The sequence below is a fragment of the Jeongeupia chitinilytica genome, assembly GCF_014652315.1.
Classification (GTDB): Bacteria; Pseudomonadota; Gammaproteobacteria; order Burkholderiales; family Chitinibacteraceae; genus Jeongeupia; species Jeongeupia chitinilytica.
Genome location: NZ_BMYO01000002.1, coordinates 60,245 through 85,494, shown reverse-complemented (window position 1 = coordinate 85,494; position 25,250 = coordinate 60,245). Strand labels below are relative to the sequence as shown.

Below are 25,250 nucleotides of genomic sequence, written 5' to 3'. Positions count from 1 at the left end.
ATAGTCGAATCCCCGGATATGACGCCATTACCAAGCCGGATTGCCTGAAAATGAATTCAGGCCCCGCAGCGGGGGCCCGAATCAATTACAAACAACATCAGATATATTCAGTCGAGCAGGTCCATATAATCCTTGCGCGTATAGCCCGCAATATCGGCCCACGGCCATCTGGCCGGCACCGCCTGCCTGGCGACGCTGATCCGGCTCCAGCTGCTGCCGTCGTCCCGGCCGGTTTCGATCGTCAGCGGCAGTTGCTGTGCCGACGACCAGAGTACGCGCACGTACTGCTTGTTCTGCCGCTGTTCGTACCAGTTGGCACCGGCCGGTGCCGGCTTGGACAGCTTGCTCATCCTGTCGAGCTGCTTGCGGTCGATCAGTGTTGCCGCGGCCTCCCACGAACCATCGAAGCCGACCTGCGCATAGTCGCCCTTGCCCATGACGATGACGGTCTTCTGCACCGGGCGGACGAAGTTCAGCGCGACCGCGCCCTTGGGATCGAGGTAGACGTACTTCGCCGCGGTGGCGAAGTTCATGTCGTGATGGTGGTCGTGCTCGCCGCCGTGATCGCCGTCGTGCGCCGACTCGGGCAGGGCATTGGCCGGCACGATGCGCTCGCTCCAGACCTTGTCCTTGCTGCGCAGCCAGCGCTCCTGAAACCGCGTCTGTTTGGTCACGCCTTCCGCGGTCACGACACGGCTTTCATAGGTAATCGTTGCGGCAGCATCGGGCAACGGTGCGGCGTGGCCGATCGAGGCAGCCAGCATTGTCAGGCCAAACATACTGCGAACCCACATGGTCATTCCTTGGAACCAGAAATCGATCGTTGAAAAGCAAAAAACAGCGCGCGGCAGGCCGCGCGCTGTCTGGAACGGAGCATCAGAAGCCGTAGGCCTGCTTGATCAGTCCGAACACCCTGGTGTTGTCGAGCGTACCCTTGAACGCCTTTGCACCGGCACCGGTGGCCAGCAGCTTGACGTCGCCACCGCCGTGGGTTTCCGAACCGTTGATCTTCACGCCGGTTTCCTGCTGGTAATCGTCGTGCAGGACCTGGGTCTTGTCGGCAGTGCCTTCGATCAGCGCGGTCCGCACCGGCTTGCGGTTCGGGCCGTTGCCGAACACCAGCGTGGTGTAGTTGTTGCCGTCGGCGTCCTTCAGTTCGGTGCCGTCCTTGTAGTTCTTCACCGTGCCGAGGATGTTGCTGCCGCGCTTGCCGTAGCCGTTGATCGTCATCGTGTGGTCGTGGTCGGCCGTGACGACGATCAGCGTGTTCTTCAGCCCCGGATCGCGCTTGTTCATTTCGTCGAGCGCGACCTTGATCGCGTCGTCGAACGCCACCGTGTCTTCGAGCACGCGCTTGGCGTTGGTACCGTGCAGCGCATGGTCGATCCGGCCGCCTTCGACCATCAGGAAGAAGCCGTTGCTGTTCTTGGCCAGCACCTCGATCGACTTCTGCGTCATCTCGGCCAGGCTGGGCTGGTTCAGCGCCCCCTTGGTCCGGTCGAGCTCGTAGTCCATGTGGTCGGCCGTGAACAGCGCGAACAGTTTGCTGGTCGTCGCGGTATTGACTGCCTTGAGCTCGGTGCCGGTTGCAGCGTAGGTGTAGCCCTTGGCCTTCATCTCGGCGATCAGGTCGCGGCCGTCGGTACGCTTGCCACCCGAAGCGGTCGGCAGGAAGAACTTGTTGCCGCCGCCCATGAGCACGTCGAGACCGTCACCCAGCTTGCTGTTGTAACCGGCGCCGCCCGGTACAGCCTGCGCGGCGATGGTGTTTTCGGCATCACGGTGGCAGACGTGCGAGTACGTCGCCGCCGGGGTCGCGTGGGTGATGCGGGTGGTGGTGATCGAACCGACCGCCTTGCCTTTGGCCTTGGCGATTTCCAGCAGGGTGTCGACCGGCTTGCCGTTGGTCCCCGGGCAGGTGCTGTCGGTGCCGGCGAGGTAGGCCTTGCCGGCGGCGTCGGTGGCCTTGGTGTCGGGCGACATCGAGATCACCTCGTTGTTCATCTTCACCCCGGTCATGTACGCCGACATCGACGGTGCCGAGTCGGTGGTCTGGGCATCGTTCGAGAACGTCTTGATCCGCGCGGTGCGGTCAAGCTTGTCCATGTTCAGGCTGCCCTCTTCCTTGTACTTGTAGATGCGCGAGGCGGTGACCGTCGCCGGGCCCATGCCGTCGCCGAGGAAGAAGATCACGTTCTTGGCTTCACCGGCGGCGTACGCGCCCTGGGCCAGGATGCTCAGGCAGGCGGTCGCGATCAGCGATTGTTGAATGCGTTTCATTGGTCCGTCTCCCTGACTCAGATACCTGATGCCTGACGCAGCAGGCTGAATACATTGGTGTTGTCCATCGTGCCGTGGAACAGGTCTGCGTTGTTGCCGATGGCGCCGAGGAAGACGTCGGTCCCGCCGTGGGTTTCGCTGCCGGCCGCCACGCGCACTACCGCTTCCTGGTGGTAGGTGTTGGCGAACACGGTTGCGTCGTCGAGCGCGGCAAAGTTCTTGCGATCGCCGGCCGGGCGGTTTTCACCGTTGCCGAAGCCGATGATCGTGAACGGCATGCCGTCCGAATCCTTGGCGATCTGGCCGTCGCTGTAGTTGCGCAGGAGGCCGAGCACGCCCGGATTGCCGGCCGAGCTCTTGCCGGTGCGGGCCGCGTAGCCGTTCAGTACCAGCGTGTGATCGTGGTCGGCAGTGACGACGATCAGCGTGTTCTTCAGCTCCGGATCGGTCTTCTTGACCTCGTCGATCGCCGCCTTGATCGCGGTATCGAACGCCACCGTATCCTGCAGTGCCTTCTTGGCGGTGGTCTCGTGCAGCGCATGGTCGATGCGGCCGCCCTCGACCATCAGGAAGTAGCCCTTGCCGTTCTGTTTCAGCGTCCGCATCGCCTTCAGCGTCATCTCGGAGAGGCTCGGCTCCTTGGTCGCGTCGCGGTCAAGGTCGTAGCTCATGTGGCTGGAGGTGAACAGGCCGACCAGCTTCTTGGTCCTGGCCGGATCGATCGCGTCGAATTCGGCCTTGCTGCCGGCGTAGCTGTAGCCCTTGGCCTTCAGCTCAGCGGTCAGGTCGCGACCGTCGACGCGCTTGCCGCCCGCCGCCACCGGCTGGAAGAACTGCCGGCCACCGCCGAGCAGCACGTCGACACCGTCGCCGAGCTGGCTGTTGAAGGCGGTCCCGCCCGGCACGAACTGCGCGGCGATGTCGTTCTCGGCATCGCGGTGGCAAACGTGCGAATAGGTTGCGGCCGGCGTGGCATGCGTCACGCGCGTGGTCGTGACGACACCGGTACCGTAGCCGGCCGCCTTGGCCAGTTCGAGGAAGGTCTGCACCGGCTTGCCGTTGGCCGTACCACAGTTGCCGGTCAGCTCCTTGGTCGGATCGACGGCCTTGGTCTCCTGGCTCATCGAGATGACTTCGTTGTTCATCTTCACGCCGGTCATGTAGGCCGACATCGACGGTGCCGAATCGGTGACCTGGGCGTCGTTGGAGAAGGTCTTGATGAACGCGCTTTCCGGCAGCGTATCCATCGTCAGGTCGCCGTCTTCGCCGACCGAGTAGATGCGCGCGGCGGTCATGGTCGTCAGACCCATGCCGTCACCGAGGAAGAAGATGACGTTCTTTTGTGCCGCCACCGGTGCCGGCGTCGGCGCGGGGGTCGGCGTCGGTGCAGCCGTACTGCTGTCGCTGCTGCCGCCGCATGCAGTCAGGGCGATGCTGATCGCGCTCGCCAGTAGATATTTTTTCATGAAAGCCTCCCTGTTTTTAGGCGTCGCCAGCCTAATGGGGAGGGATTGCACGCAAACTAAGCTTTCATGAAGGAATAAAGACGCTGTCTGCAATCATCCGGTCATCGACGCGGAAACGAAAACGGGACGACCGCAGTCGTCCCGTTTTGCCATCGGGGCCGAAGCCCGGATGCGTGCTTAGTGGTGGTGGCCGTGTTCGCCGTGCACGTGACCGTGCGCGATCTCCTCGCCGGTCGCTTCGCGGACGTCGACAACCTTGCCGACGAAACGGATCTTGATGCCGGCGAACGGATGGTTCGCGTCGACGGTGACCTGGTTGCCGGCGATTTCGACCACGCGGAACAGCAGCACGTCGCCGGTCTGCGGATCATCGGCTTCGAACATCATGCCGACTTCGACTTCCTGCGGGAACACGTCCTTGTCTTCGGTACGGATCAGTTCCGGCTCGTGTTCGCCGAATGCGTCGTCGGCTTCCATCACTACGTCGATGCTGTCGCCGACGGTCTTGCCTTCCAGCGCTTCTTCCACCAGCGGCAGGATGTTGTCGTAACCGCCGTGCAGGTAGGCAATCGGCTCTTCGGTCTTGTCGAGCTGTTTGCCTTCGAGATCGAACATCTCATAGTTCAGGGTGACGACGGAATTCTTGGCGATTTGCATTCGGGCTTATCCTAGCGATTGAACGAGGGTGAGTATTTCGGCCGCGTGACCTTTCGGCGTGACCTGATAAAAAGCGTGGCGGATCAGCCCCGCCTTGTCGATGACGAAAGTCGAACGCGCTATGCCATATCTTACCACGTCGCCCACCTGCCACTCGCGCAGCGCATGGTAGCGGCGGCTGACCTCGCCTTCCGGGTCAGACAGGAGGTCGAACTCGATGCCTTCCTCGTCGATGAACAGCTCGTGCGCCATGCAGTCGTCCATGCTGACGCCGAGGACGATCGCATCGTGCCGCGCCAGCGCCGCCACACGCTCGCTGAACTCGATCGCCTCGGTAATGCCGCCCGGGGTGTGATCCTTGTTGAAGAAGTACAGCACCACGTGCTGCCGGCCGCGGAAATCCGACAACCGGACCGAGTCCATGCCGGCATCGGGCAGTTCGAAATCGGGCGCCACTTCGCCAGGGTTCAGCATGCAAACCTCCCGTGGTGCGATAATCGACACATTCTCACAGTCGTTATAGTGTCCAGCCATGCCCATGCAACTTCTCGGTGGCATCACGCCCGAACAATTCCTCGCCGAATACTGGCAAAAGAAACCGCTGCTGATCCGTCAGGCGTGGACCGATTTTCCCGAGCTGATCGACCTCGAGCGGCTGACCGAGCTCGCCGGCAGCGACGATGCCGAATCCAGGCTCATCCAGATCCGCAACGGCAAGTACGAACTCGAACACGGCCCGATCAGCGAGCGCCGGCTGCAGAAGCTGCCGGAAACCGACTGGACGCTGCTGGTCAGCAACGTCAACCATCACGTCGACCACATCAGCGAGCTGCTGTACCGCTTCAGCTTCCTGCCCTATTACCGGCTCGACGACCTGATGATCTCGTACGCACCGCCGGGCGGCACCGTCGGCCCGCATTACGACTCGTACGACGTCTTCCTGCTGCAGGTCGGCGGCAGGAAACGCTGGCAGATTTCCAGCGATGACGCGGGCAATTTCGTCGAGGACGCGCCGATCCGCGTCCTCAAGGATTTCAACAGCGAGCAGGAATGGGTGCTCGAACATGGCGACATGCTCTATCTGCCGCCGAAATACGCGCACTACGGCGTTGCGCTCGATCCCGGGATGACCTATTCGATCGGCTTCCGCGCGCCGAAGACCCAGGAAATCGCCGGCAAGTTCCTCGAGTTCGTCCAGGACGAATTGTGCCTCGACGGCATGTATGCCGATCCGGACCGCAAGGTGCGCGCGCATCCGGGCGAGATCGACGACGACTTCATCGCCAGCATGGCCACCATGCTCAAACAGATCGAGTGGAACGACGCCACGGTGCGCCGTTTTGTCGGCCGCTATTTCACCGAGCCGAAGCCGCACGTGTTTTTCGATGCCCCCGACGATCCGCTCGACTTCGACGATTTCGCGGCACTGGTGGCCGGGTCCGGTGTCGTCCTCGACCTGAAGAGCCAGATGCTGTTCGAGCAGGACCGCGTCTACATCAACGGTGACGAAATTGCCGCCGAGGCCGAGGCTCTACCTGCGCTGCAGCAGCTCGCCGACGCTCGCGCCCTGCCCGCCGGCGACTACGACGACGCGGTGCTCGAAGCGCTGTACACCTGCTACGACTATGGCTTCCTTCACCCTGCCGGCTGAGCCCCCGGTCGCGATCGACCGGCATCGCGATTACGCCGAGGCGTTCGCCGCGCTGGTCGCCTCGGCGCGACGGACGCTCCTGCTGGCCGAGGACGATTTCCGGCTGGCCGATCTCGGCAGCCGGGCCGTTTGCGACGGGCTGTGGACGTTCTTCGTCGGCGGTGGCGAACTGAAGCTGCTGGCGTGGCGCAGCGGCTATCTGGCCAGTGCCGCACCGCGCTTCATGCAGCTGCGCGACCGCTTCGGCCACCGGATGCAGCTGATGCGCGTTGCGGAAGATGACGGAACGTCCGCCCAAGGTCTGGCGATTGCCGACGGGCAACACTACCTGAAGCGGCATCACGCCGACTGGCCGCACGCGACACTGGGCAGCAATCCGGCCGATGTGGCCTTACTGCAACAGCAATTTGACGCGTTATGGGCAAGCGCGCAGCCGGAATCCGCATGGAATCGGCTGTACATCTGAGCACGATGACCACGACATCATGTCGTCAGCATCGAGCCAGAGCGCGTCGGCGCTGGCGTCCGGCCGTCGGGGGCCGGCGGCAGTGGTACAGCAGGGCGGGTTCGTTCAGCCGCTTTGTACAAGTTGTTGCAATTGGCAGGCAATACGATGCACCCGAAGCCGCCCCTTGCCTACCTTTTTGCCAAAAACGTTGTTAGAATCTGGCCTTGTCGGTCGTCAAGTGATGCCTAACTGCTTTTAGAAGCCATCGATCTACGGTCGATAGCTCCAGTGGTTTTTTGTCCAACTCGTCTTTATTCAAAGGTTTGAAAAAAATGAAACAGTCTCTGCTCGTTGCTGCCCTGCTCGCCGTTGCCCTGACCGCTTGCGGCAAGAAAGAAGAAGCTCCGGCTGCCGCTTCGGCTGTCGTTGAAGCTTCGGCTCCGGTTGAAGCTGCTGCTTCGGAAGTTGCTTCGGCTGTTGAAGCTGCTGCTTCGGACGTCGCTGCTGCTGCTTCGGAAGTTGCTTCGGCTGCCAAGTAAGTCAAGCAAGCTGCAACAAAAAGCCGACCGTAAGGTCGGCTTTTTGCATTTCCGGCTTCCTCTTCACCGTCCCACCGTCTCCGACTTTCCACCATGTCCACACAGATCCTGCTGCCCCGCTGGCTGATCCAGATCGAAACACGCGAAGTGCTGACCGGCCACGCGCTGGTCATCAAGCAGGACCGTATCGTCGCCGTCCTGCCCGTTGCCGATGCCATTGCCCGCTTCGCGGACGCCGAACGCATCGACCTGCCCGAACACGCGCTGCTGCCGGGCCTCGTCAACCTGCACACGCACTCGGCGATGACGCTGCTGCGCGGCTATGCCGACGATCTGGCACTGATGGACTGGCTGAACGATCATATCTGGCCGGCCGAGGGCGCCCATGTGTCGGACGAGTTCGTCTTCGACGGCACCCAGCTGGCGATCGCCGAAATGATCCGCGGCGGCACGACCTGTGCCAACGACATGTACTTCCACCATGGCGCAGTCGCCCGCGCTGCGCTGGCCAGCGGCTTCCGGATGATGGTCGGCTGCTCGATCCTCGAATTTCCGACACCGTACGCAGCCGACGCCGACCAGTACATCCGTCGCGCGCTGGCCTGCATCGACGAGTTCGCCGGCGAGTCGCTGGTCGGTTTCACGCTGGCACCGCATGCGCCGTACAGCGTCAGCGACGCCACGTTCGGCCGGGTGATCACGCTGGCCGACGAGCTCGGGCTCGGCATCCATTGCCACATTCACGAGACCCAGGACGAAATCGACGACAGCCTGCGGCGCCAGCATGGCGTGCGCCCGCTCGAACGCCTGGCCCGGCTCGGCCTGCTCGACAGCCCGCTGATCGCCGCGCACATGGTGCACACCACCGATGCGGAGATCGCCTTGCTGGCACAACGCGGCGTCCACGTGTCGCACAACCCGGCGTCCAACCTCAAGCTGGCGTCGGGCTTCGCCCGCATTGCCGATCAGCTCGCCGCCGGCATCAATGTCGGCATCGGCACCGACGGTGCCGCCAGCAACAACAAGCTCGACCTGTTTGCCGAGCTCCGGCTCGCCGCACTGCTCGCCAAGGGACAGAGCGGCAATCCGACCGCCTTGCCGGCCTGGCAGGCGCTCGAGATGGCGACGATCAACGGGGCGAAAGCGCTCGGCTGGGATGACCGGATCGGCAGCCTCGAAGTCGGCAAGCAGGCCGATGTGATTGCAGTCGATCTGTCGGCACTCGGCACCCAGCCGGCTTATGACCCGGTATCGCACCTCGTCTATGCCGTTGACCGCAACCAAGTCAGCCATGTGTGGATCGCCGGCGTGCCGCAACTCGTCAATGGCGAACTGACACGTTTCAAGTCCGCACAACTGGTCGCCAACGCCCGGCGCTGGCAGGCGCGGATCGCGCCGCGCTGAGCATTACGGTTCAGCGGCGGCGGCGCTCGGGGTAAACTGGCGGTCTGACCGCATTTTCCCCGATACCATGACCAATACGCCGCCGAACGCCGCCCCTGTCAACGCCGATCAGGCCGAAATCGCCAAGTTCTCCGCCCTGGCCCACAAGTGGTGGGATCAGGACGGCGAGTTCAAGCCCTTGCACCAGATCAACCCGCTGCGACTGCAGTTCATCACCGAGCATGTTGCGCTGACCGCGCAGAAGGTCGTCGACGTCGGTTGCGGTGGCGGCATCCTCAGCGAGGCGCTGGCGCAATCGGGTGCACAGGTCACCGGCATCGATCTGGCGGAAAAGTCACTCAAGGTCGCCAAGCTGCACCTGTTCGAATCGAACATCTCGGTCGACTACCGCTGTGTGGCGGTCGAGGCCCTGGCCGACGAAGTCCCGGACAGCTTCGACGTCGTCACCTGCATGGAAATGCTCGAACACGTCCCCTCGCCGGCCAGCATCGTCGCCGCCTGCGCACGGCTGGTTCGGCCTGGCGGCTGGGTGTTCTTCTCAACGCTGAACCGCAATCCCAAGGCCTACGCACTGGCAGTGATCGGTGCCGAGTACCTGATGGGCCTGCTGCCGCGCGGCACGCACGACTACGCCAAGTTCATCAAGCCGTCCGAACTGGCACGCATGACCCGCACCGCCGGGCTGGAAACGGTCACGGTCAGCGGCATGAGCTACAACCCGATTTCCGGCATCGCCGCCCTGTCCGACGATGCCGACGTCAACTACCTCGTCGCCTGCCGCAAACCGTTGTAATCCACTGGACACCGCCATGATCCGCGCCATCCTGTTCGACCTTGACGGCACGCTCGCCGACACCGCCCCCGATCTCGGCGCCGCGCTGAACCGCTTGCTGGTCGAGGAAGGCCGCCCCGAGCAGCCGTACGAAGCAATCCGGCCGCTGGCGTCACACGGGGCACGCGGACTCATCGGTCTCGGTTTCGGTGTCGGCCCGGACGATGCCAGCTTCAGCGCGCTGCGCGAACGCTTCCTCGCCCACTACGCGACCGCCTTGTGTGAACGCACGGTCCTGTTCGACGGCGTGGCCGAACTGATCGCCGCCATCGGCGCGCGCGGCCTGCCCTGGGGCATCGTCACCAACAAACCCGGCCGCTTCACCGATCCGCTGGTGCGCGAGCTGCCGCTGCCGGTGCAACCCGGCTGCGTCGTGTCCGGCGACACCGTCGGCGTTGCCAAGCCGGACCCGAAGCCGATGCTGCACGCCGCCGAACAGCTGGGCGTTCCGGCCGCCAGCTGTCTCTACGTCGGTGATGCCGAGCGCGACATCGAGGCCGGCCGCCGCGTCGGCATGAAAACGGTGATCGCCGATTACGGCTACATCAGCGTTGACGACCAACCCATCGCCTGGGGCGCGGACCTGCGCATCGCCCACCCGCTGGACCTGCTCGCGCATTTGCCGGACTGAACCGGCACAAAAAAAAGCCCCGCATGCCGGGGCTTTTTTAAAGGGTAAGCCGGATCAGCGATTCACATCGACGATGAAGCGGCCACGATGCCGGCCGGCAATGATGTCGGCCGCAGCGCCAAAGGTATCGGCCAGCCCGATTTCGGTACTGGTGCTGGCGAGCAGTGCCGGATCGATCAGTCCCGCCAGCAGGTTCCATGCTTCCTGCCGCTGCGCCCGTGGAGCGTAGACGCTGTCGATGCCGTACAGCGTCACGCCGCGCAGGATGAATGGCGCTACCGTCGCCGGAAAATCCATTCCGCCGGCCAGACCGCAGGCTGCCACCGCCCCGTCACGTCGCACCTGCGCGCAAGCGTTCGCCAGCACATGACTGCCGACCGAATCGACAACGCCAGCCCAGCGCTCTTTCTGCAGCGGCTTGCCGGCACCGGACAGGCCGGTCCGGTCGATCACCTCGGCCGCACCGAGCGTACGCAGATAAACGGCCGCATCCGCCTTGCCAGTGACGGCAACCACTTCGAAACCCAGTCTGGCCAGCAGCATCACCGCCACCGAGCCGACGCCGCCGGTTGCACCGGTCACCAGCACCGGACCGCCGGTCGGGGTGAGCCCGTGTCGCTTCAATGCCTGCACGCACAGCATCGCCGTATAGCCGGCGGTACCGAGCGCCATTGCATCATGCGGGCTCAGACCGGACGGCAATCGCACCAGCCCTTCGGCCGGAACCCGGGCGCGCTGTGCCAGCGCCCCCCAGGTCGTCTCGCCGCAACCCCAGCCGTTGAGAATCACCTTCTCGCCCGGTGCAAAATCGAGCGAATCCGACTCGGTCACCGTGCCGACCGCGTCAACACCGGCCACCATCGGAAACTGCCGCACCACCGGCCCGCTGTCGGTCAGCGCCAAAGCATCCTTGTAGTTCAGCGTCGAATAGTCGACGCGCAACGTCACGCCCTGAGGCGGCAGAAGCGCGTCATCCAGCTCCGCCACCTGCGCCTTGAATTCGCCGTCCCGTGTCAGATAGACCGCCTTGAACATCCGTCCTCTCCTGCAACGCCCGAACCGGGCCATCTCCAACGATAAACCGAACCGCGCCGTCGCGTCCTTATCCAGCGCAAGATTTCCGCTGCGCCCTCCGCACGCAAACGCGGTATAATCACCTCGCTACATCTGGGGCCGCCATGGTTTCGACGGGGGTTACAAAGCGGATGAGGGCATGCCGGGATTTCAGTCACCCCGTAAAACGCTGAAAATTCTTAGTCGCAAACGACCAAGACTACGCTCTCGCTGCTTAATCGCGCGGGACTCTGCACTACTTCTCCCATCGGGTAGGCCGGGCAACCGGCAGCAGAGTCATTTAGATGGGATCGCTTCGGCTCGGGTTACTTGAGACGGAGTCAAACCTAAGGTAACTCGCTGGTGCCAAGCCCGTCGGTTGGCGTGTCACCGATTAAAAGTACTCAAATGAGCCAGACTACGCATGTAGAACTCTTCGTGGAGGGCTTTCGGACGCGGGTTCGACTCCCGCCGGCTCCACCAAATGACAGTTTCACGACATGTCGTGACACACCTATAAACCCCCGTAAAGCCTAGCTTTCGGGGGTTTTTCTTTGTCCGTAGCATGTCATCGCATGTCGCTACAGCCCACGTTTTTGATATACCTTTCGGTATACGGCGCCGGATGCCGAGCTGATGCTCCAAACGTATACCTAAGGATGCCCCAATGGCGCACCCTGCAAAGCCCCTGACCGATACCGCCTGCAGGAATGCCAAAGCCGGCTAGAAGGACTGCACACTGTTCGATGGGGGTGGCCTGTATCTGCTGGTGAAGCGAACCGGCGGCAAGCTGTTGCGGTTCACGTGCACCAAGCCCAACGGGAAATCCAGCCTGCTCTCGTTTGGCGACTACCCCACCGTTTCACTGACCAAAACCCGCTAGCAGCGCGAAGATGCCCGTTCCTTGTTAGCTGGCGGTGTCGACCCGCGCGAACAGTGGAAAGCCAACAACATTGCAGCCACCATCGGCAACAGCAACAGCTTCGAAGCGGTAGCGCGCGCCTAGTTCAACCACTCATGCCCTTCAGCACAACGCCATTGCAGCGGGTTCCAGACATCAAGGTAAGTCGTCGAAACACATTCACCACCATATTGACGAGCCAACTGCTGCATACGATCGAGTCCCAAGAGGTGGGCGTCATGGCCACACTGCGTGGCACCAGCATCCCTGCCTTGAGCTCGAACCGAAAATCAAAACCTGCGCAAGATGGGGTTTAGGCTGAAATATGACGCAATCGGCACAGGAACATCAAACCTGGCTAGTTCGGTTGTTAATCCAACTTGAAATTCACCTCGTTTTACACCACACCAACACGAATTATATCCACTTGCTGACTACCCATAGCCAACACCATAACGGCAGCAATCAGCGCTCCGCGCGCAAGTGCCTCATCAATCTTCTCAGAATACGCTACCAAATCCGGACTTTGACGGAGACATTGACTCATGGCGTTAATCCAGGCCAAACTAAGCTGCATATAAGGACCAAGCGATTGGGTATCCAAATTAATCGTCCCTTCTCTATCATCAGTCACTTTCAGGCCCAACAACAAGACCAAACTACTTTCATTTTGATACAGGGCCAGCTGATCCGCATTGTAATCCCCCCCCCAACACCCCGGTAGCACCGTTGCGCCTTGGCGCTCCGCCGTATTCCTGAACAGCTTCTGCCTGAGTCCCGCTTGCTCATGCTGATTATTCATTCAGAAATCCTTATCACGGCAACACAATATCTTTCATGAAATCCCAAGGGTCGACATATGACGCATTGGGCGTCATCGGCAACCAGTCGCTTGGTACATAATTCGATTTTGGATCTATTTCATAGCCGTGCATCCAGGCGATTTTGGCGAGCACCAGCACATCCAGACTCAGCAAGTCTTCGAGTATCGGCAAATCATTCCGCGCCTTGCGAATGCGTGGCTTCAACAACTCAGCCAGACATGCCTCCATCGTTGCTACATCACCGCTAGCCAATGCCTGCAAATACTGCATATCTGTCAACACATATGACTTGACGCTTTTCGGCGGATTAGCCAAAGCCAATGCCGTTTGCGCCTGAACCCGATCCCATTCGCCACGAATGGCCAGCTGACGTACCCAGCGCTGATGATTGTCATGCAGCGGTTTTTCGCGCGTTTCCAGTATCTCGCCCAGATCTCGTCCGGCATCCAGAGGGTACTGCTCTGGAAATCGAGCAACATGCTCTATTAGCCCAGAATGGTTCGAGAAAAGCGGCCTCCAAAAACGTAATGTAGGGTAGCCGAAGCGATGATTATGCGGAAGCTGGTGCAGCTGAATTTTTGCAGCAACATACAACCAGTACCGTAAATCAAGCAAACTTTTTCCATCAAAATACTGAAACAATGCCTCAACTTCTGCATAGTTCCCTAACAGGCGTTCACACGCGACTGGATCTCCAGTACCTGTTGAAATTCTCGCAAGTGATTTTTCAACATAAGATTTCTCCGAATCTCGAACACTGGCCAGAATCATGCAATTTTTGTCGGAAATAAGAACACTCACTTCACCCCTCCTACCTTTACAGGAACTGCCATTACATTCCCAGTCGTTTTGTCAACCGCAATCACCGCTGTTTTTAACTTACCATCTAGCATGGCGTCTTTAACTAAATTAATAGTTCTAAAGATCTCGGCCTTATCGGAAAAGCTAGCTTTTGCGGCAGCAACATCCAAGTTTCTCAAAACCTGATTAACCCATTCGTCTGAAAGCTGCGGATAGCCCCCAGCGGCATTCATCTCAAGTCGGGTTGAGAATTTTTTCATTTGCTTCGAATCAAGGATCAGCACCGAACCATCGCTGCCTTCCTTGATGAGCACATGATCAAACCCATTGTTGGCCCCGTACTTGCCCGCCAACGACTCGTAACCACTGCGAGCAGCCATCTTCTCGGCCAACTCCTCGGTCAGTGTACCCCCTAGATCACCGTTCTTCCTGATCGTATCCACCAGAGCCTGATCCTCGGCGTGCACCGATAACGTGACGCCGCACCCCAACACCTTGGATTTGCAGAGGTTCCCGCTCTTGCTCGGCAGCGCTTCCGGCAGGTGATTGAGGTCGTCCAACGTTCCAGGGCGCGGAGCCAACACCACCTTTGTGGTTTGCTGTGTCGTTTTACCAGCCGTCTTCTCGGCGGCAGCCAGAACTGCAGCCTTCTCCACCGATGCCTCGCTGATTGTCTCGACGAGCAACTTCCCCTTCTGTCCATAGCCAGCTGTGACAACGCCAAGCACGCCCCAGAAGCGATGGACTTCATCACCGTTCAGGTCCATCCCCGTGATCAAGGTCTTGATTGCGTCAACTTCCCCCATCACCGGCAGCAGTGTGCCAAGGGTAATTGCAAAGCGCTGCAATTCCTCCCGCTGGCGATCGTCCATCTTTGCGACGCACTGCTGGGGGCTGACGCTGGCACAATCGCCAGCTTTGAACATCCTTTCGATTCGCTCACGATCCAGCTTTCTCGCCGTCAACATGATTTGCTGCATCTGCTGTGGCGAGTCCCGGTTGTTCGCCATCTCGATTTGCGAGGCGCCAACCGCTTCGGCCACATTCCCACCTGCTGCTGCCACAATTCCGCCCATCAGCGCAGCGACCAGATTTTCTCTCTCCTTCTTTTCCCCGGCACTCATCAGCGCCGGATCCTTGTGCATCAGTTGATCAAGCAAACTGCTCATCACCACCGTACCGGCGGCCCCAAGTGCGCCGGAACTGCAGCTACTACCGGATGCCTGGCCCCCGGCGCAGCCAACCAAACCTTGCAGTGCGGCGCGTGCGGCCTCCGAGTCAAGCATGTCCGCAAGCTGTTTTACCTGGTTCGTCGCCATCCCTTGGACATACTTCACCACTGCCACTTGCGCCAATTGCCCGATGCCGCCCGCTACATTGCTACCTGTAGCAACGGTAAATGCGGTCAACACTTGGCTGTACGTGCCTCCGGGAGCCCATTTGAGCGCCTCTTCGTATTCGGCTTTTAGTTGCTTCTGTTTCTCCGGATCCTTCTCGTTGCGGAATGCCTTTTCCTTGGCATCCGCCTCCTGCGCCTTGACTGCCTGGAACGTCCCCACTTCCTGCACGAACGCCTGCGTCACCACGAAGCCACCGTGGACTTCCTTGGCGTCAAACTCGTCGTTCAGCGCCTGATGCGCATTGCTGGTGTCGCGGCTGATGCCGGCAACGGCTTCGGCAACGGTCTGCCCGGTCTTTTCCTGCTGTTTGGCGGCGTCGGTAATGACGATGCTACCGGCACTGATGGCGCTGTGGGTGGTGCTGCTTTGTTCTCCGCTGGCGCCCAAAACGACAGGGACAGTAGCACTCACGCCGGTTGCAAACTCCATCGATCCGGCTTTGAAACCCGGGCCGGGATCGGTCGCTTTTTTGTCGTCGCCAATCCCGCCCGAGACTGCCAGACCGACACTGCTGCCGCTGTATTCGGCGTGGTTCTCGATCTCGCGATAGCTGAGCGAGCCGGTGGTCAGCGAATTCTTGTCGGCATCCGCCGTGCTGGCGATCACGGCACCAGTCAGGTCGGTGTTGCCCTTGACCTTGATCTGGAAGCCCCCCTCGCCCGCGACGATGCCACTTTGTTCGATCACGCTGGCGTAGTCGTTCTTCATGTTTTCACCGCTGAAGCTAACGCCACCCGACCCGGTCGATGCGCCAATGCCGACAGTAATGCTGCCGCCTGCAGAGGTTTGCTTGCTGTCGTACTTGTGGGTGTCCTGCAGGCTCTCGATATTCAGATCCCCACCCACATCTGCGCTGACCTGCTCGGCACTTGCCACCGCACCGCGCAGATTGGTATCCCCGCCCGAAACGATGGTCAGGTTTTCACCGGCACCTACATGGCTGTTCTGCCAAGTACGTTCTTCACCATCGACATGGCCCTTGCTGGTGCTGGCCTCGACGGTAATCCCGACGGCGAAGCCACCGGCGCCCACGCTGGCAGCTACCCCGATCCCCCAACTGCTGCCGCTGTTCTTGCTGTGTTCGCTGTTGGTGTCGAGCGCGGCGAGCAGATTGACCTTGTTGTCGGCTAACAACGTGATATCGCGCCCAGCCGAAATATCGCTGCCGATGAGGTTGAGGTTGGAGGTTTCGCCCGCACCGGTGGCGGCAATGATCAGGTCACGACCCGCTTGCACGCTGCTACCGCTGTTCAAGGCAGATTGTTGCGTGCTGGTGCTTTGGCTCTTGCTCTGGCCGAAGGTGATGCTGCCGCTGACGCTGGCCATTTGTGTCGGGTTGACTGTAGCTGCACTCACCGCGTTGTAGGTTGCCAGCGCAGCAGTACCTGCGGCGAGTGCCTTCGTGCGCGCATCGCTGCTTTCCCGGCCCTGTTCGGCCATGGCGACGACGGTTTGCACTGCCGATTCGATCGGGCTGGAGACCTTGGTTGTCACCCCGGTCTGCGACATCTTGTGCGCTTCGTCGTAGCGGTACTGGTCGACACCCGGGTCGATTTGCACCTGTTTGCCGATCAGCATCGCATCATTGCCAGCGGCAATATCGGCGCCGGCAATGTGAAGGGCTTCGCCGGCAGTGATGTTGACGTCGCCAAAGGCGCTGGTGATTTCACTGCGGATGGTGCTCTGGGTGTTGCCTGCACCCCTCGCGCTGTCTTCAGTACGGCGAATGCCGTTGGTCTGACTGTTGCCGGTACCGCCCAAGTCGCCGAGGGTCAGTGAACTGGCTTGCTGGTTGGAGCGCTGCGCATCGTTGCCGGCAACGATACTGATGTTGCCTGCAGCAGCCAGATCAACTCCCATCAAGCCCGTGACGGCAGAGCCGGCGATCAGGATGTCGCTGGTCGAGCTGGAAATCGATACTTGTGAACCACTGATCAGGCTGGCGGTTTGGCGGCTGTTTTGCTGCTCCGAGTGCCCTTCGGTGCGCGACTGGTTGTAGGGCGACAGCGAGGTGCCACTATTGTCCGGCCCGCCGGAAATACCGCGGCCAACATCACCGAGTTGCGGTGCGTACAGCGAGACCCGCGTACCGCTGCTGCTCTGGCTGCTGCTGCTTTCCGATTCGCTGTTGCTGGCCACGACATTGACATTGCCGTTCGCCGCCAGCGTGGTTTTACCGCCCCCTTGCACCACCGAGCCGATGACGTTGATGTTGCCGTCCACCGCCTTGCCGTTGGCATCCAGCACACCGGAACCGGTCGCGATCAGCTTGATGTCGCCGCCCGCATTCAGCGTGCTGCCGATCGCTGCCTGCGAAGACGATTGCAGATTGATCTGGCTCTGACTGCGACCGAAGCTGATATCGACGTCGGGCGTGTTGAACACACTGGCACCCAGTTCTTTCATGACGCCGTCGTACGCTGCATAGCCTTTTTTAGTCGCAACCGTGTCCTGGAGGTTGCGCACCGTATCGATCGGCGTACCTACCACCTTCGTCGAGAGTCCGCTTTGCTTGCGCTCGTGGTTTTCCTGCGTCTCCAGCGTATCGATACCGTTGCTGATATTGATGTTCTGAGCACGGATACCGAGATCACCCTGCAGGGCGCTGAGGTCACTGCCCAGAATGTTGGCATCACCGCCTGCAACAATGGTCAGATTGCCTTCGGTCGAACCGACGAGGCTGCGGCTTTGGCTTTGTTTCGTCGCGTCTGCAACCGAATGGTCCTTGCTCTGCTGTTTGTCATAACTCATCGACATCAGACCGACCGACAGACCGGACTTCTTTTCTTCGCGGTAACGTTCCTCGTACACGGTATTGGTGGCCGCGACGATGTTGACATCCTTACCGGCACGCAGATCGACATCGTTGGTGCCGACAACATTGCTGCCAACCACATTCAGATTGTTACCGGCAACGATAGCGACGCTGTCGCCGCTGATGGTGCTGCCCACTGCGGTGGTCGTGACCGTTTCATCGCGCGTGCGCGTTTCGCTCTTCTTGAAGAAACCCTTGGTCTTCTGATGGGTTTCAGTGAGCGAGGACTCCGTTTCGATTTGCGCCCCCAGATTGACATCACCCGTGGCGGCAAGCTGAATCTTGCCCTTTTCACTGAGCACATCACTGCTGGTTACAGTCAGATTGCCGTGCTTGCCCTCACCCTGGCCCGCACCAATCGTGATGTTGTTCGTTGCCTCGATAGTGGTACTCACCAAGCGCTCACTGCTCTCAGCAAGGTGATAGCGGTCACCGCCAATGCGCTGGTCAAAGCTGGCCGTTTCTTTCGCAGCCTTCAGCGTTACATCACCACCGGCAAGCAGCGTCAGTTGATCGCCCGCCTTCAAGGTTGCAGCAGTGGCGTTGACGTCGTTACCGACTTTGATTGCAAGGTTTTTTCCTGCAGAAATACTGCTGGCTTCAAACGTCGTCTGACTGGTAGTCGTGGTTGTGCCGTCCTGCAGGAACCAGCCGTTGCCAAGATCCTTGCCCGTTTGCGTATGGTTTTTTGTCGTCGCCAAGGTATCCAGCACCAGATTCCGACCGACATCGAGCGATACATTGCCCTTGGCATCGAGCTGGCTGGCAGTCAGGACCATATCCCTACCGGCATTCATCGCCAGACTGTCGCCGGCCTGGATCGTGCCGATGCGCATACCCGCAACGGTCAGGTTGGTCAGGTCGTTGCCGGCAACGAGCTTGACCGCGTTACCGCTGATCAGACCGGACTGGTTCAGCAGATCGCCTGTCGCGGCAAGGTCGATGCTGCCGGTGCTGCTGATCGTGCCGCCGAGGTTGCTGATCTGCGTGGCGGCAATCTTCGTCGCCGTCTGGCTCTGGATCACGCCACTGTTGGAGAGCGTACCGGTGCGCAGGTCGATACTGTCGGCCGCGAGCATGCCCTGGCCGGTTTGCATGACGTTCTGTTCGACGCCGGCGAGGTAGACCACCGGCACCAGAACACTCTGACCGTTGACCACACGGGTCTCGAGCCAGACCATGTCACGGGTCAGGCTGGCCATTTGCTCGCCACTGAGACTGATGCCGGGCGTGATGCCGAACTGCTGTGCATACGCCGCGCCGGCATCCATCAGCGCCTGGTATTCAGCCTGCTGGTCGGTGTAGCCGTCGAGGAAACGCCGGCCGGTCAGTTGGGCAATCTGGTCGGTAACGAGCTTGTTTTCATAGAACGCGTCGCCGAGGCGCTTGTGCGTGGCGGACGGGTCGATGTTCAGCCGGCCGAGCATGTAGTCGCTGCTGATGAACTTGCCGTACTGGGTAAAGCGCGGGTCGGTCTCGACCAGGTACTTCTGGTCCGGCATCGGGTTGATCCGGTACAGGCCGCTGGTCGGCAACTGATAGCCTGCGCTGATCGGATCGCCGCGCAGCCCGACACCCGCCACGCGTGCTGCCGTGGTTTGCCCCTGGCCCTGCAGTTGCGACGCATTTGTTTGCGTCGTGGTCGGGCCGGTCAACGTTGGGCCATCGACCGCCGATTGCGTTGCCGGGCCCTGGCCGGTCAACTTGACCGGTGCCGCGATGGCCGCAAGTTGACCACCGCCGGTATTGACGGTTGACGGATCGAGCCTGGCGACACCGTTCGCATTGATCGTCGAACCAACGATCGCCGGCGTGTGCAAGCCGGTCGTGATGTTGCGGATCGTTCCAGCATTGCCGCTGATGCTGCCACCGGCAGTGAAGCTGGCGCTGATGCCGGGCTTCAACACATCTTCGATCACCGTCGTGATCGGGCCGAACTCAAAGGTTTTCCGCTCGGAACCGCAGCCGCCGGAATTACCACCCGCCCCGCCGCCACACCATTTGGTTTCTACCGTTTTCTCGCCCGACTGGGTTTCGGTGATTCGCCGATAAGCCTGATAGCCGACGTTCTGCAACAGGTTCTGGTCGACACTCGCGTTGCCCCCCGCCGCGATCACGCTGGCATCGTTGATGACCGAACCGCCGGCCAGCGCCAATTGACCGCCAGCCAGGATCTTGCCCGCCCTGCCGCTTGTCGACACCGTGGCGTCAGTCGTGGTGGTATAGGTCGTTGCAACCGTGGTGGTGGTCGTACTGCCACCACCGGGCGGGCCGCCGACCGGCTCACCACCCTGGGAGGTCGTGGTCTGTTTGACCGGCTCGGTACTTGTCGAGATTTCCGAATAGGTAATCGAATCCCACTGATTGCGGATTTCACCGGCGCGGATGCCGACATCCCCGTCGCCCTGGATCGTCGACGACTGGTTCAGCACCCGCCCGGCGTTGCCAACGCCATCCTGCGCGGCAATGTTGAGATTGCCGAGGCTGTACAGATCGCCGCCGGCGGTGTTGGTCAGGTCACCGGTGTAGAGGTTGAGGTTGCGGCCGGCGGCAATGATGCTGCTGTCCGGATTGCCGTTGCCGGCATTGGCGATGCTGCCGGCACGCAACGTCACGTCGCCGCCGAAGATGGCGTTGCGGTTGAGGATGCTGCCGGCGCCGAGTTCGACACGATCGCCGAACAGCGTGCCCTCGTTCTGCAGGTAGCCCGTCGAAATGCGCAGGCCGTCATTGCCCGAAAGTTCGGCCCCCGCCCGGTTGTAGACATTGGCACCGTTGAGACTGAGCGTGCCTACCGCGCCAAAACGCGTCCGGTTGTCGATGTTGCCGTTGGTGTTCAGCGTCAGGTCGTGGTTCGCGGTCCAGCCCATGCCGGCGACGAGGTTGATGTCGCCCTGCAGGTTCAGCGTCAGGTCGTTGCCGGCGTTGATGTCGCCCAGACCGTAAAAGCCGGCGCTGGTCAGCATGATGTTGCGGTTGGTTGCGATCCGGCCACCGCTGTTGTCGGTCTGGCTTGCGCTGATGCTGGCATCGCCACGGCCGTTCAGCACGCCACCGGCGTTGTTGAACAACGGCGTGTTCACGCTGGTGTTGCCGACCGCGAACAGGGTGCCGCCACCGTTGTTCAGCTGGGTAGTTGCGGTCACACCCAGGTCGGCACCACTGGTCAGCGTACCCCCGGTGTTGGTCAGGGTGGCAGCGCCGATCTGGGTGTTGCCGTTGCCACCGATCAGGCCATTGCTGTTGTTCAGGCCTGCGCCTGCGCTCACCGTGGTTTGCGCGCTGCCGCTGTTGGCGATGCGGCCGCTCGCGTTGTCGATGCTTGCAGCGGTCGCCGACAGCGCGTTGGCCGCGTCGACCTTGCCGCCCTCGTTGTCGAGCTTGCCATTGGCCCGGACGGCAACGGAACGCCCCTGCAGCTGACCGCCCCGGTTGCCAAGCTCGTTGCCGCTGACATCCAGCAGCTGGCCCGCGCTGATCATGCCGGTGTTGTTCAATTGCGGCGCGGTCACCGTGACGTTGCCGTTGCCGCCGATCAGCCCCGCGTTGCTCAACTGGCTGCCGGCGCTGATGCGACTGTCCCCGCTCACCGCAACCAGGCGGCCATTGGCGCCGTTGTTCAAGGTGGCCGCGCTCGCGCTCAGGCCATTGCCGCCTTCGACGGTGCCGCCGGTGTTGTCGAGCGTACCGCTGACGCCAAGATCGACAACGTCACTGGCGGTCAGTACACCGCCTGCAGTGTTGTTCAGGTTTTGCGCGGTGACCGTCAGCCCGCGATAGGCCGCGACATTGCCGGCGACGTTGCCGAACTGATCGGTCGAGATCCGGATCGCGCCGTTGCTGCCGACCTGGCCCGCGGCGTTGTCGAGCGTACCGGTCAGCGACAGCAGGCCAGTGCCGGCATGGGCAATCCGCCCGCTACCGTTGAGGATTCGCGCGCTTTGCAATGCGAGGTCTTGCGCTGCACTGCTGATGCTGCCATTGCGGTTGTCGAGCAAGGAGGCGATGGTCCAGGCCCCGTTGATGGTGCCGGTCTGGATGAATTTGCCACCGCTGTTGCTCAGCGTCGGCGTGGTGACGGCAAGCCGCTCGGCCTGGACGGTGCCGCTGTTGCCGACGCTTTGCGTGGCGTTGAACGTGACCTGCTTGGCCGCGACCACGGTGCCGCTGTTGTTCAGCGTCTCGGCCGCAATGCCGAGATCCTGCATGCTGGTCAGCGTGCCGCTGTTGCTCAGCTGCTTGCCGTTCAGTTGCAGCTGGCCGTTGGCACCCAGCGTGCCGGTGTTGACGATGTTGCCCGTCGCAGTCACGGTCGCGTTGCCGGCCACGGCCACCGTCCGGCCACCGTTGTTGAGGCTGCCGGTATTCAGCGTGAGACCGTTACCGGCTTCGATATTGCCGTTGGTCGAATCCAGTGCACCGGCACTGTTGATTACCAGCGCCGCACCGGACGCCAGCGAGCCCGACTGGTTGTTGACCGATTGCGCATCGATGTCCAGTTGCCGCTGCGCCACCACCTGCCCCTGGGCATTGGTCAGCATCGTGGTCCGGATCGCGATGTCGCCGTTGCTGACGAGTTTGCCGCCGCTGTTGTCGAGCGGGCCGGTCAGGCTCAGCTTGCCGTCACCAGCCAGCGCGATCTGGCCCTCGGCATTGTCGATCTGCGCCGCCACCAGGGTCAGGTCCTTCGCGTTGGTCGCAATCGTCCCCTTGCGGTTGTCCAGCGCACCGCTGATCGCGAAGCTGCCGTTCTGCGCGCCGGTCTGGCGGATGCTGCCCTGCTGATTGTTCAGCTGGCCTACGGTCAGCGCCAGACGGTCCGCCTGCAACTGGCCCGCATTGCTGTTGTCCAGCGTGGCCGCATTCAATTTCAAGGTGCCAGCGCTGCCGATCAAACCACCCCGATTCGCCAGTTCGTTGCTGGCGGTCACGATCATGCTGCCGGCACCGGCCTGGATCAGCTGGCCGCCGCTGTTGTCGAGTTCGGCCGCATCAATCCGGTGCTGGCCGCTGCCGCTCAGGCCGATCCGGCCGGTGTTGGTCAACTGGCCGGCATTCAGCGTCAGACTCCGGGCCGCGCTTCCGACAGCACCACCGCGATTATCGAAGACATCCGTCAAAGCCCACTGCGCATCGCCGTTGCCGACCTGAATCAGCTGCCCTCCGGCGTTGATCAGCGACATACCGGCGATACTGAGCAAATCGCCCTGGATCGTGCCGCTATTGGTAGTGTGTTGTGCCGTGAGCTGCAAGGCGCTGGCGGTCACCAGCTTGCCGCCGTTGTCGAGCTGAGCGGCCTTGATCGTCAGGGCCTGAAGCGCGGATAACGCACCGGTGTTGTCGAGCCGGCCCGCGGTCATCAGCACATTGCCGTTGCCGCCCAAGGTGCCCTGATTGCTCACGGTATCGGCGGTAATCACACCGTCTCCGCTCAGCACCAACACCCGGCCCAGGCCATCATTGTTCAGGCTGCCGCTCCTGAACGTCAGCCCTTCGCCGGCTTCGATCGCACCGTCGCGGTTATCGAACGCGCCCACGTTATCGATCCGTAGCGCCTTGCCGGCGGCCATCGTGCCGGACCGGTTCAGCACTGAACCGGACACCACGTCGAGTTGCCGTTGCGCGGCGATCTGCCCCCGCGCGTTGTTCAGCGTTCCGGCGTTGATGGCGACATCGCCGTTGCTGGCCACCTTGCCATCGCTGTTGTCCAGCGCGCCATTCAGGCTCAGTTTGCCGTTGCCCGTCAGGACGATCTGCCCTTCTGCATTGTCGAGCTGAACGGCAGACAGGCTCAGATCCTGCGCATTGGTCGCGATCACACCCTTGCGGTTGTCAAGGGTGTCACTGATCGAAAAACTGCCGTTTTGCGACCCGGTCTGGCGGATGCTGCCCTGCCGGTTGTCCAACTGCCCGACTGTCAGCGCCAGCCGTTTGGCCTGCAACTGACCTCGGCCGCTGTTGTCCAGCATGGCCGCGTTCAGTTGCAGCTCGCCGTTTGCACCGATCAGGCCGCCGCGATTGACGATGGCCTCCGTCGCCGAAACCTGCAGCGTGCCGGCGCCGGTCTGAGCGAGGCTGCCACCGCTGTTGTCGATGTTGCGCCCAGCCATCGTCAGCTGCCGTGCCGAAACCGTCGCGCCACGGGTATTCAGACCTGCAGCAGCACGCACGGCGAGGGTGCTTCCGGCCGAAACCGTCGCTTTGTCGAAAGTGACATCACCCTGCGTGGCCTGAACGTCCAGCGCATTGGCGCTTTGCAGCTTGCCGCCGCTGGCGTCGATGCTTGCTGCGCGGACCGTGGCATTGCCGGCTGCGACGGTCTGGCCGGTCAGGCTGGCATTGCCGACACTCGCCACCGTCAGCGAGCCGTTGCCCTGGATTTGGCCATCGGCCGACAGACCGGCCGCCAGCATCCCCTGCTGCGCAAGGCTGCCCGTCTGCAGGTCCGCATGCTGTGCGCTTGCAATCACCCCGGTGTTGACCAGTTGCCCTGCCGCCTTCACCGCCAGGCTTTGCGTTACGTACAGTTGCCCGGTGTTGGCGATTTCGGCGCCGCTGAGCATCGCTGTCGCTGCGGTGGTTTTCCCGCCGAGCGTCAGTTTGCCGGCACTGTCGATCTGCAGATCCTGCGTTGCCGCAATCGTGCCGACGAGGTTCACGCCGACGCCGGCTTCGGTACCGATCAGGCGAATCTTGTCGGCATACATCCCGCCGAGCTGGGCAACGTCGATCGATACGCCGGGCGCGTCGGCATCGCCGGTTCCCGCCTGTACCGCGAGATCGGCGTAGTTCGCCGTGGCCGTGCCGGCGACGACGTTCAAGTGCCTGGCGTAGACGCCGGCATTGATCCGGACCGCGCGCGCGATCAGGTCGACCTGATCCAGATTGCCGCCGTTGAGTCCGGCGCCACTGACGGTGATCAGCCCGGTGCCGACACGGAACGCGTCAAGGCTGCCGCTGCCGCCGAAGACCGGCGTACCGGTCGTCAAGGTAGCGCGGTTGCTGTTGATGAAACCGCAACCGTCACACGATATCCCGTTGGGGTTGGCGACGATGATATTGGCACGCTGGCCGGCGACTTCCAGATAGCCGCGTAATGCGCTCGGATTGCCCGAGGTGACCTCGTTGAGGATCGTCCGCGCCGCACCGCCGGCCAGATTGGCGTTGCCGTCGACATAGCCACCCAACTGGGTCTGCACCAGGCCGGGCGAATTGTTGAGAATCGCGCCTTTTGCATCGACATTGAACTGGTTGTATTTGTTGTGCGATACACCGGCGCCATTGGGAGCGGCGATGTTGACGACGGGCAAACCGTTGGCCGTCGTCTGTACGGTTGGTCGCTGTCCGCCGGGCGCATTCGGGTCGGCGACAATCGGCCCCGCAGCCAGCACAGGCTGGGCAATGAAGCAGAACAGCGTGAATGAAAGCAAGACGCGACGCGGGAATGACAGGATGCCGTTCCCGCCGGCCGCCAATTCGATCGAAGCAAGCCCGGCCCGCAAATCGCCATTCCGATTCGCCATATCCGCAATGTCTTTTTTCATTTCA

General features: G+C 61.7%; 16 protein-coding genes and 1 other RNA gene. 8 read left to right on the top strand and 9 right to left on the bottom strand.

The annotated features are described in order from the left end of the window. Nucleotides 1-107 precede the first annotated feature (107 nt). From IE097_RS03535 to IE097_RS03515, 5 genes are all read right to left on the bottom strand, one after another. Nucleotides 108-794, bottom strand: coding sequence for a hypothetical protein (locus IE097_RS03535; protein WP_189458773.1), 687 nt, complete (start codon nucleotides 792-794; stop codon nucleotides 108-110). A gap of 82 nt (nucleotides 795-876) precedes the next feature. Then, a complete protein-coding gene (locus IE097_RS03530) occupies nucleotides 877-2,280 on the bottom strand; it encodes an alkaline phosphatase (RefSeq protein WP_189458772.1) in 1,404 nt (467 codons plus the stop codon). Between the two features lie 17 nt (nucleotides 2,281-2,297). Further along, nucleotides 2,298-3,746 carry an alkaline phosphatase gene (locus tag IE097_RS03525; RefSeq protein WP_189458771.1) on the bottom strand — a complete coding sequence of 483 codons (1,449 nt, stop codon included), beginning with the start codon at nucleotides 3,744-3,746 and terminating at the stop codon, nucleotides 2,298-2,300. Nucleotides 3,747-3,923: 177 nt separating this feature from the next. Beyond that, on the bottom strand, nucleotides 3,924-4,403 hold the full coding sequence (locus tag IE097_RS03520) for an FKBP-type peptidyl-prolyl cis-trans isomerase (protein ID WP_189458770.1): 480 nt from the start codon (nucleotides 4,401-4,403) through the stop codon (nucleotides 3,924-3,926). A gap of 6 nt (nucleotides 4,404-4,409) precedes the next feature. Further along, nucleotides 4,410-4,877: a peroxiredoxin gene (locus tag IE097_RS03515; RefSeq protein ID WP_189458769.1), complete on the bottom strand. Its 468-nt coding sequence runs from the start codon at nucleotides 4,875-4,877 to the stop codon at nucleotides 4,410-4,412. Nucleotides 4,878-4,935: 58 nt separating this feature from the next. Between IE097_RS03515 and IE097_RS03510 the strand changes: the two genes are divergently transcribed. The 6 genes from IE097_RS03510 (at nucleotide 4,936) to IE097_RS03485 (ending at nucleotide 9,908) form a co-directional block, all read left to right on the top strand. Next, on the top strand, nucleotides 4,936-6,054 hold the full coding sequence (locus IE097_RS03510; protein WP_189458768.1) for a cupin domain-containing protein: 1,119 nt from the start codon (nucleotides 4,936-4,938) through the stop codon (nucleotides 6,052-6,054). Beyond that, nucleotides 6,029-6,520, top strand: a complete 492-nt coding sequence (locus IE097_RS03505) for a DUF7931 domain-containing protein (RefSeq protein ID WP_189458767.1) — start codon at nucleotides 6,029-6,031, stop codon at nucleotides 6,518-6,520. The genes IE097_RS03510 and IE097_RS03505 overlap by 26 nt, the downstream gene beginning before the upstream one ends. 314 nt (nucleotides 6,521-6,834) lie before the next feature. Then, nucleotides 6,835-7,041: a hypothetical protein gene (locus IE097_RS03500; RefSeq protein WP_189458766.1), complete on the top strand. Its 207-nt coding sequence runs from the start codon at nucleotides 6,835-6,837 to the stop codon at nucleotides 7,039-7,041. Between the two features lie 93 nt (nucleotides 7,042-7,134). After that, nucleotides 7,135-8,445, top strand: a complete 1,311-nt coding sequence (locus IE097_RS03495) for a TRZ/ATZ family hydrolase (RefSeq protein WP_189458765.1) — start codon at nucleotides 7,135-7,137, stop codon at nucleotides 8,443-8,445. A gap of 67 nt (nucleotides 8,446-8,512) precedes the next feature. After that, nucleotides 8,513-9,238, top strand: coding sequence for a bifunctional 2-polyprenyl-6-hydroxyphenol methylase/3-demethylubiquinol 3-O-methyltransferase UbiG (ubiG, locus tag IE097_RS03490; RefSeq protein WP_189458764.1), 726 nt, complete (start codon nucleotides 8,513-8,515; stop codon nucleotides 9,236-9,238). Nucleotides 9,239-9,254: 16 nt separating this feature from the next. After that, nucleotides 9,255-9,908 carry an HAD family hydrolase gene (locus IE097_RS03485; protein ID WP_189458763.1) on the top strand — a complete coding sequence of 218 codons (654 nt, stop codon included), beginning with the start codon at nucleotides 9,255-9,257 and terminating at the stop codon, nucleotides 9,906-9,908. 54 nt (nucleotides 9,909-9,962) lie between these two features. Here the strand turns inward: IE097_RS03485 and acuI are convergent, their stop codons facing one another. After that, the gene (gene acuI / locus IE097_RS03480) at nucleotides 9,963-10,943 is read right to left on the bottom strand and encodes an acrylyl-CoA reductase (NADPH) (RefSeq protein ID WP_189458762.1); all 981 of its coding nucleotides are present in this window, start codon (nucleotides 10,941-10,943) and stop codon (nucleotides 9,963-9,965) included. Nucleotides 10,944-11,077: 134 nt separating this feature from the next. Here acuI and ssrA point away from each other — a divergent pair. Both ssrA and IE097_RS19575 read left to right on the top strand, forming a co-directional pair. Then, nucleotides 11,078-11,444, top strand: a transfer-messenger RNA (tmRNA) gene (ssrA, locus tag IE097_RS03475). 256 nt (nucleotides 11,445-11,700) lie between these two features. Beyond that, entirely contained in the window at nucleotides 11,701-11,844 is a 144-nt protein-coding gene (locus IE097_RS19575; RefSeq protein ID WP_373295732.1) for an Arm DNA-binding domain-containing protein, read from the top strand. A gap of 415 nt (nucleotides 11,845-12,259) precedes the next feature. Here the strand turns inward: IE097_RS19575 and IE097_RS03470 are convergent, their stop codons facing one another. The 3 genes from IE097_RS03470 to IE097_RS03460 are packed head-to-tail and all read right to left on the bottom strand — an operon-like array spanning nucleotide 12,260 to nucleotide 25,246. Next, nucleotides 12,260-12,664, bottom strand: a complete 405-nt coding sequence (locus IE097_RS03470; protein ID WP_189458761.1) for a hypothetical protein — start codon at nucleotides 12,662-12,664, stop codon at nucleotides 12,260-12,262. Between the two features lie 13 nt (nucleotides 12,665-12,677). Continuing rightward, nucleotides 12,678-13,487: an Imm49 family immunity protein gene (locus IE097_RS03465; protein ID WP_189458760.1), complete on the bottom strand. Its 810-nt coding sequence runs from the start codon at nucleotides 13,485-13,487 to the stop codon at nucleotides 12,678-12,680. Further along, nucleotides 13,484-25,246, bottom strand: a complete 11,763-nt coding sequence (locus IE097_RS03460; protein WP_189458759.1) for a hemagglutinin repeat-containing protein — start codon at nucleotides 25,244-25,246, stop codon at nucleotides 13,484-13,486. Before IE097_RS03460 ends, IE097_RS03465 begins: the two co-directional genes overlap by 4 nt. Nucleotides 25,247-25,250 lie beyond the last annotated feature (4 nt).

Coding starts and splice junctions, on each gene's coding strand:
- IE097_RS03500 (WP_189458766.1), top strand. CDS start 6,835: ATGAAACAGTCTCTGCTCGTTGCTGCCCTGCTCGCCGTTGCCCTGACC.
- IE097_RS03515 (WP_189458769.1), bottom strand. CDS start 4,877: ATGCTGAACCCTGGCGAAGTGGCGCCCGATTTCGAACTGCCCGATGCC.
- IE097_RS03460 (WP_189458759.1), bottom strand. CDS start 25,246: ATGAAAAAAGACATTGCGGATATGGCGAATCGGAATGGCGATTTGCGG.
- IE097_RS03505 (WP_189458767.1), top strand. CDS start 6,029: ATGGCTTCCTTCACCCTGCCGGCTGAGCCCCCGGTCGCGATCGACCGG.
- IE097_RS03470 (WP_189458761.1), bottom strand. CDS start 12,664: ATGAATAATCAGCATGAGCAAGCGGGACTCAGGCAGAAGCTGTTCAGG.
- IE097_RS03535 (WP_189458773.1), bottom strand. CDS start 794: ATGTGGGTTCGCAGTATGTTTGGCCTGACAATGCTGGCTGCCTCGATC.
- IE097_RS03495 (WP_189458765.1), top strand. CDS start 7,135: ATGTCCACACAGATCCTGCTGCCCCGCTGGCTGATCCAGATCGAAACA.
- IE097_RS03510 (WP_189458768.1), top strand. CDS start 4,936: ATGCCCATGCAACTTCTCGGTGGCATCACGCCCGAACAATTCCTCGCC.
- acuI (WP_189458762.1), bottom strand. CDS start 10,943: ATGTTCAAGGCGGTCTATCTGACACGGGACGGCGAATTCAAGGCGCAG.
- IE097_RS03520 (WP_189458770.1), bottom strand. CDS start 4,403: ATGCAAATCGCCAAGAATTCCGTCGTCACCCTGAACTATGAGATGTTC.
- IE097_RS03485 (WP_189458763.1), top strand. CDS start 9,255: ATGATCCGCGCCATCCTGTTCGACCTTGACGGCACGCTCGCCGACACC.
- IE097_RS03525 (WP_189458771.1), bottom strand. CDS start 3,746: ATGAAAAAATATCTACTGGCGAGCGCGATCAGCATCGCCCTGACTGCA.
- IE097_RS03530 (WP_189458772.1), bottom strand. CDS start 2,280: ATGAAACGCATTCAACAATCGCTGATCGCGACCGCCTGCCTGAGCATC.
- ubiG (WP_189458764.1), top strand. CDS start 8,513: ATGACCAATACGCCGCCGAACGCCGCCCCTGTCAACGCCGATCAGGCC.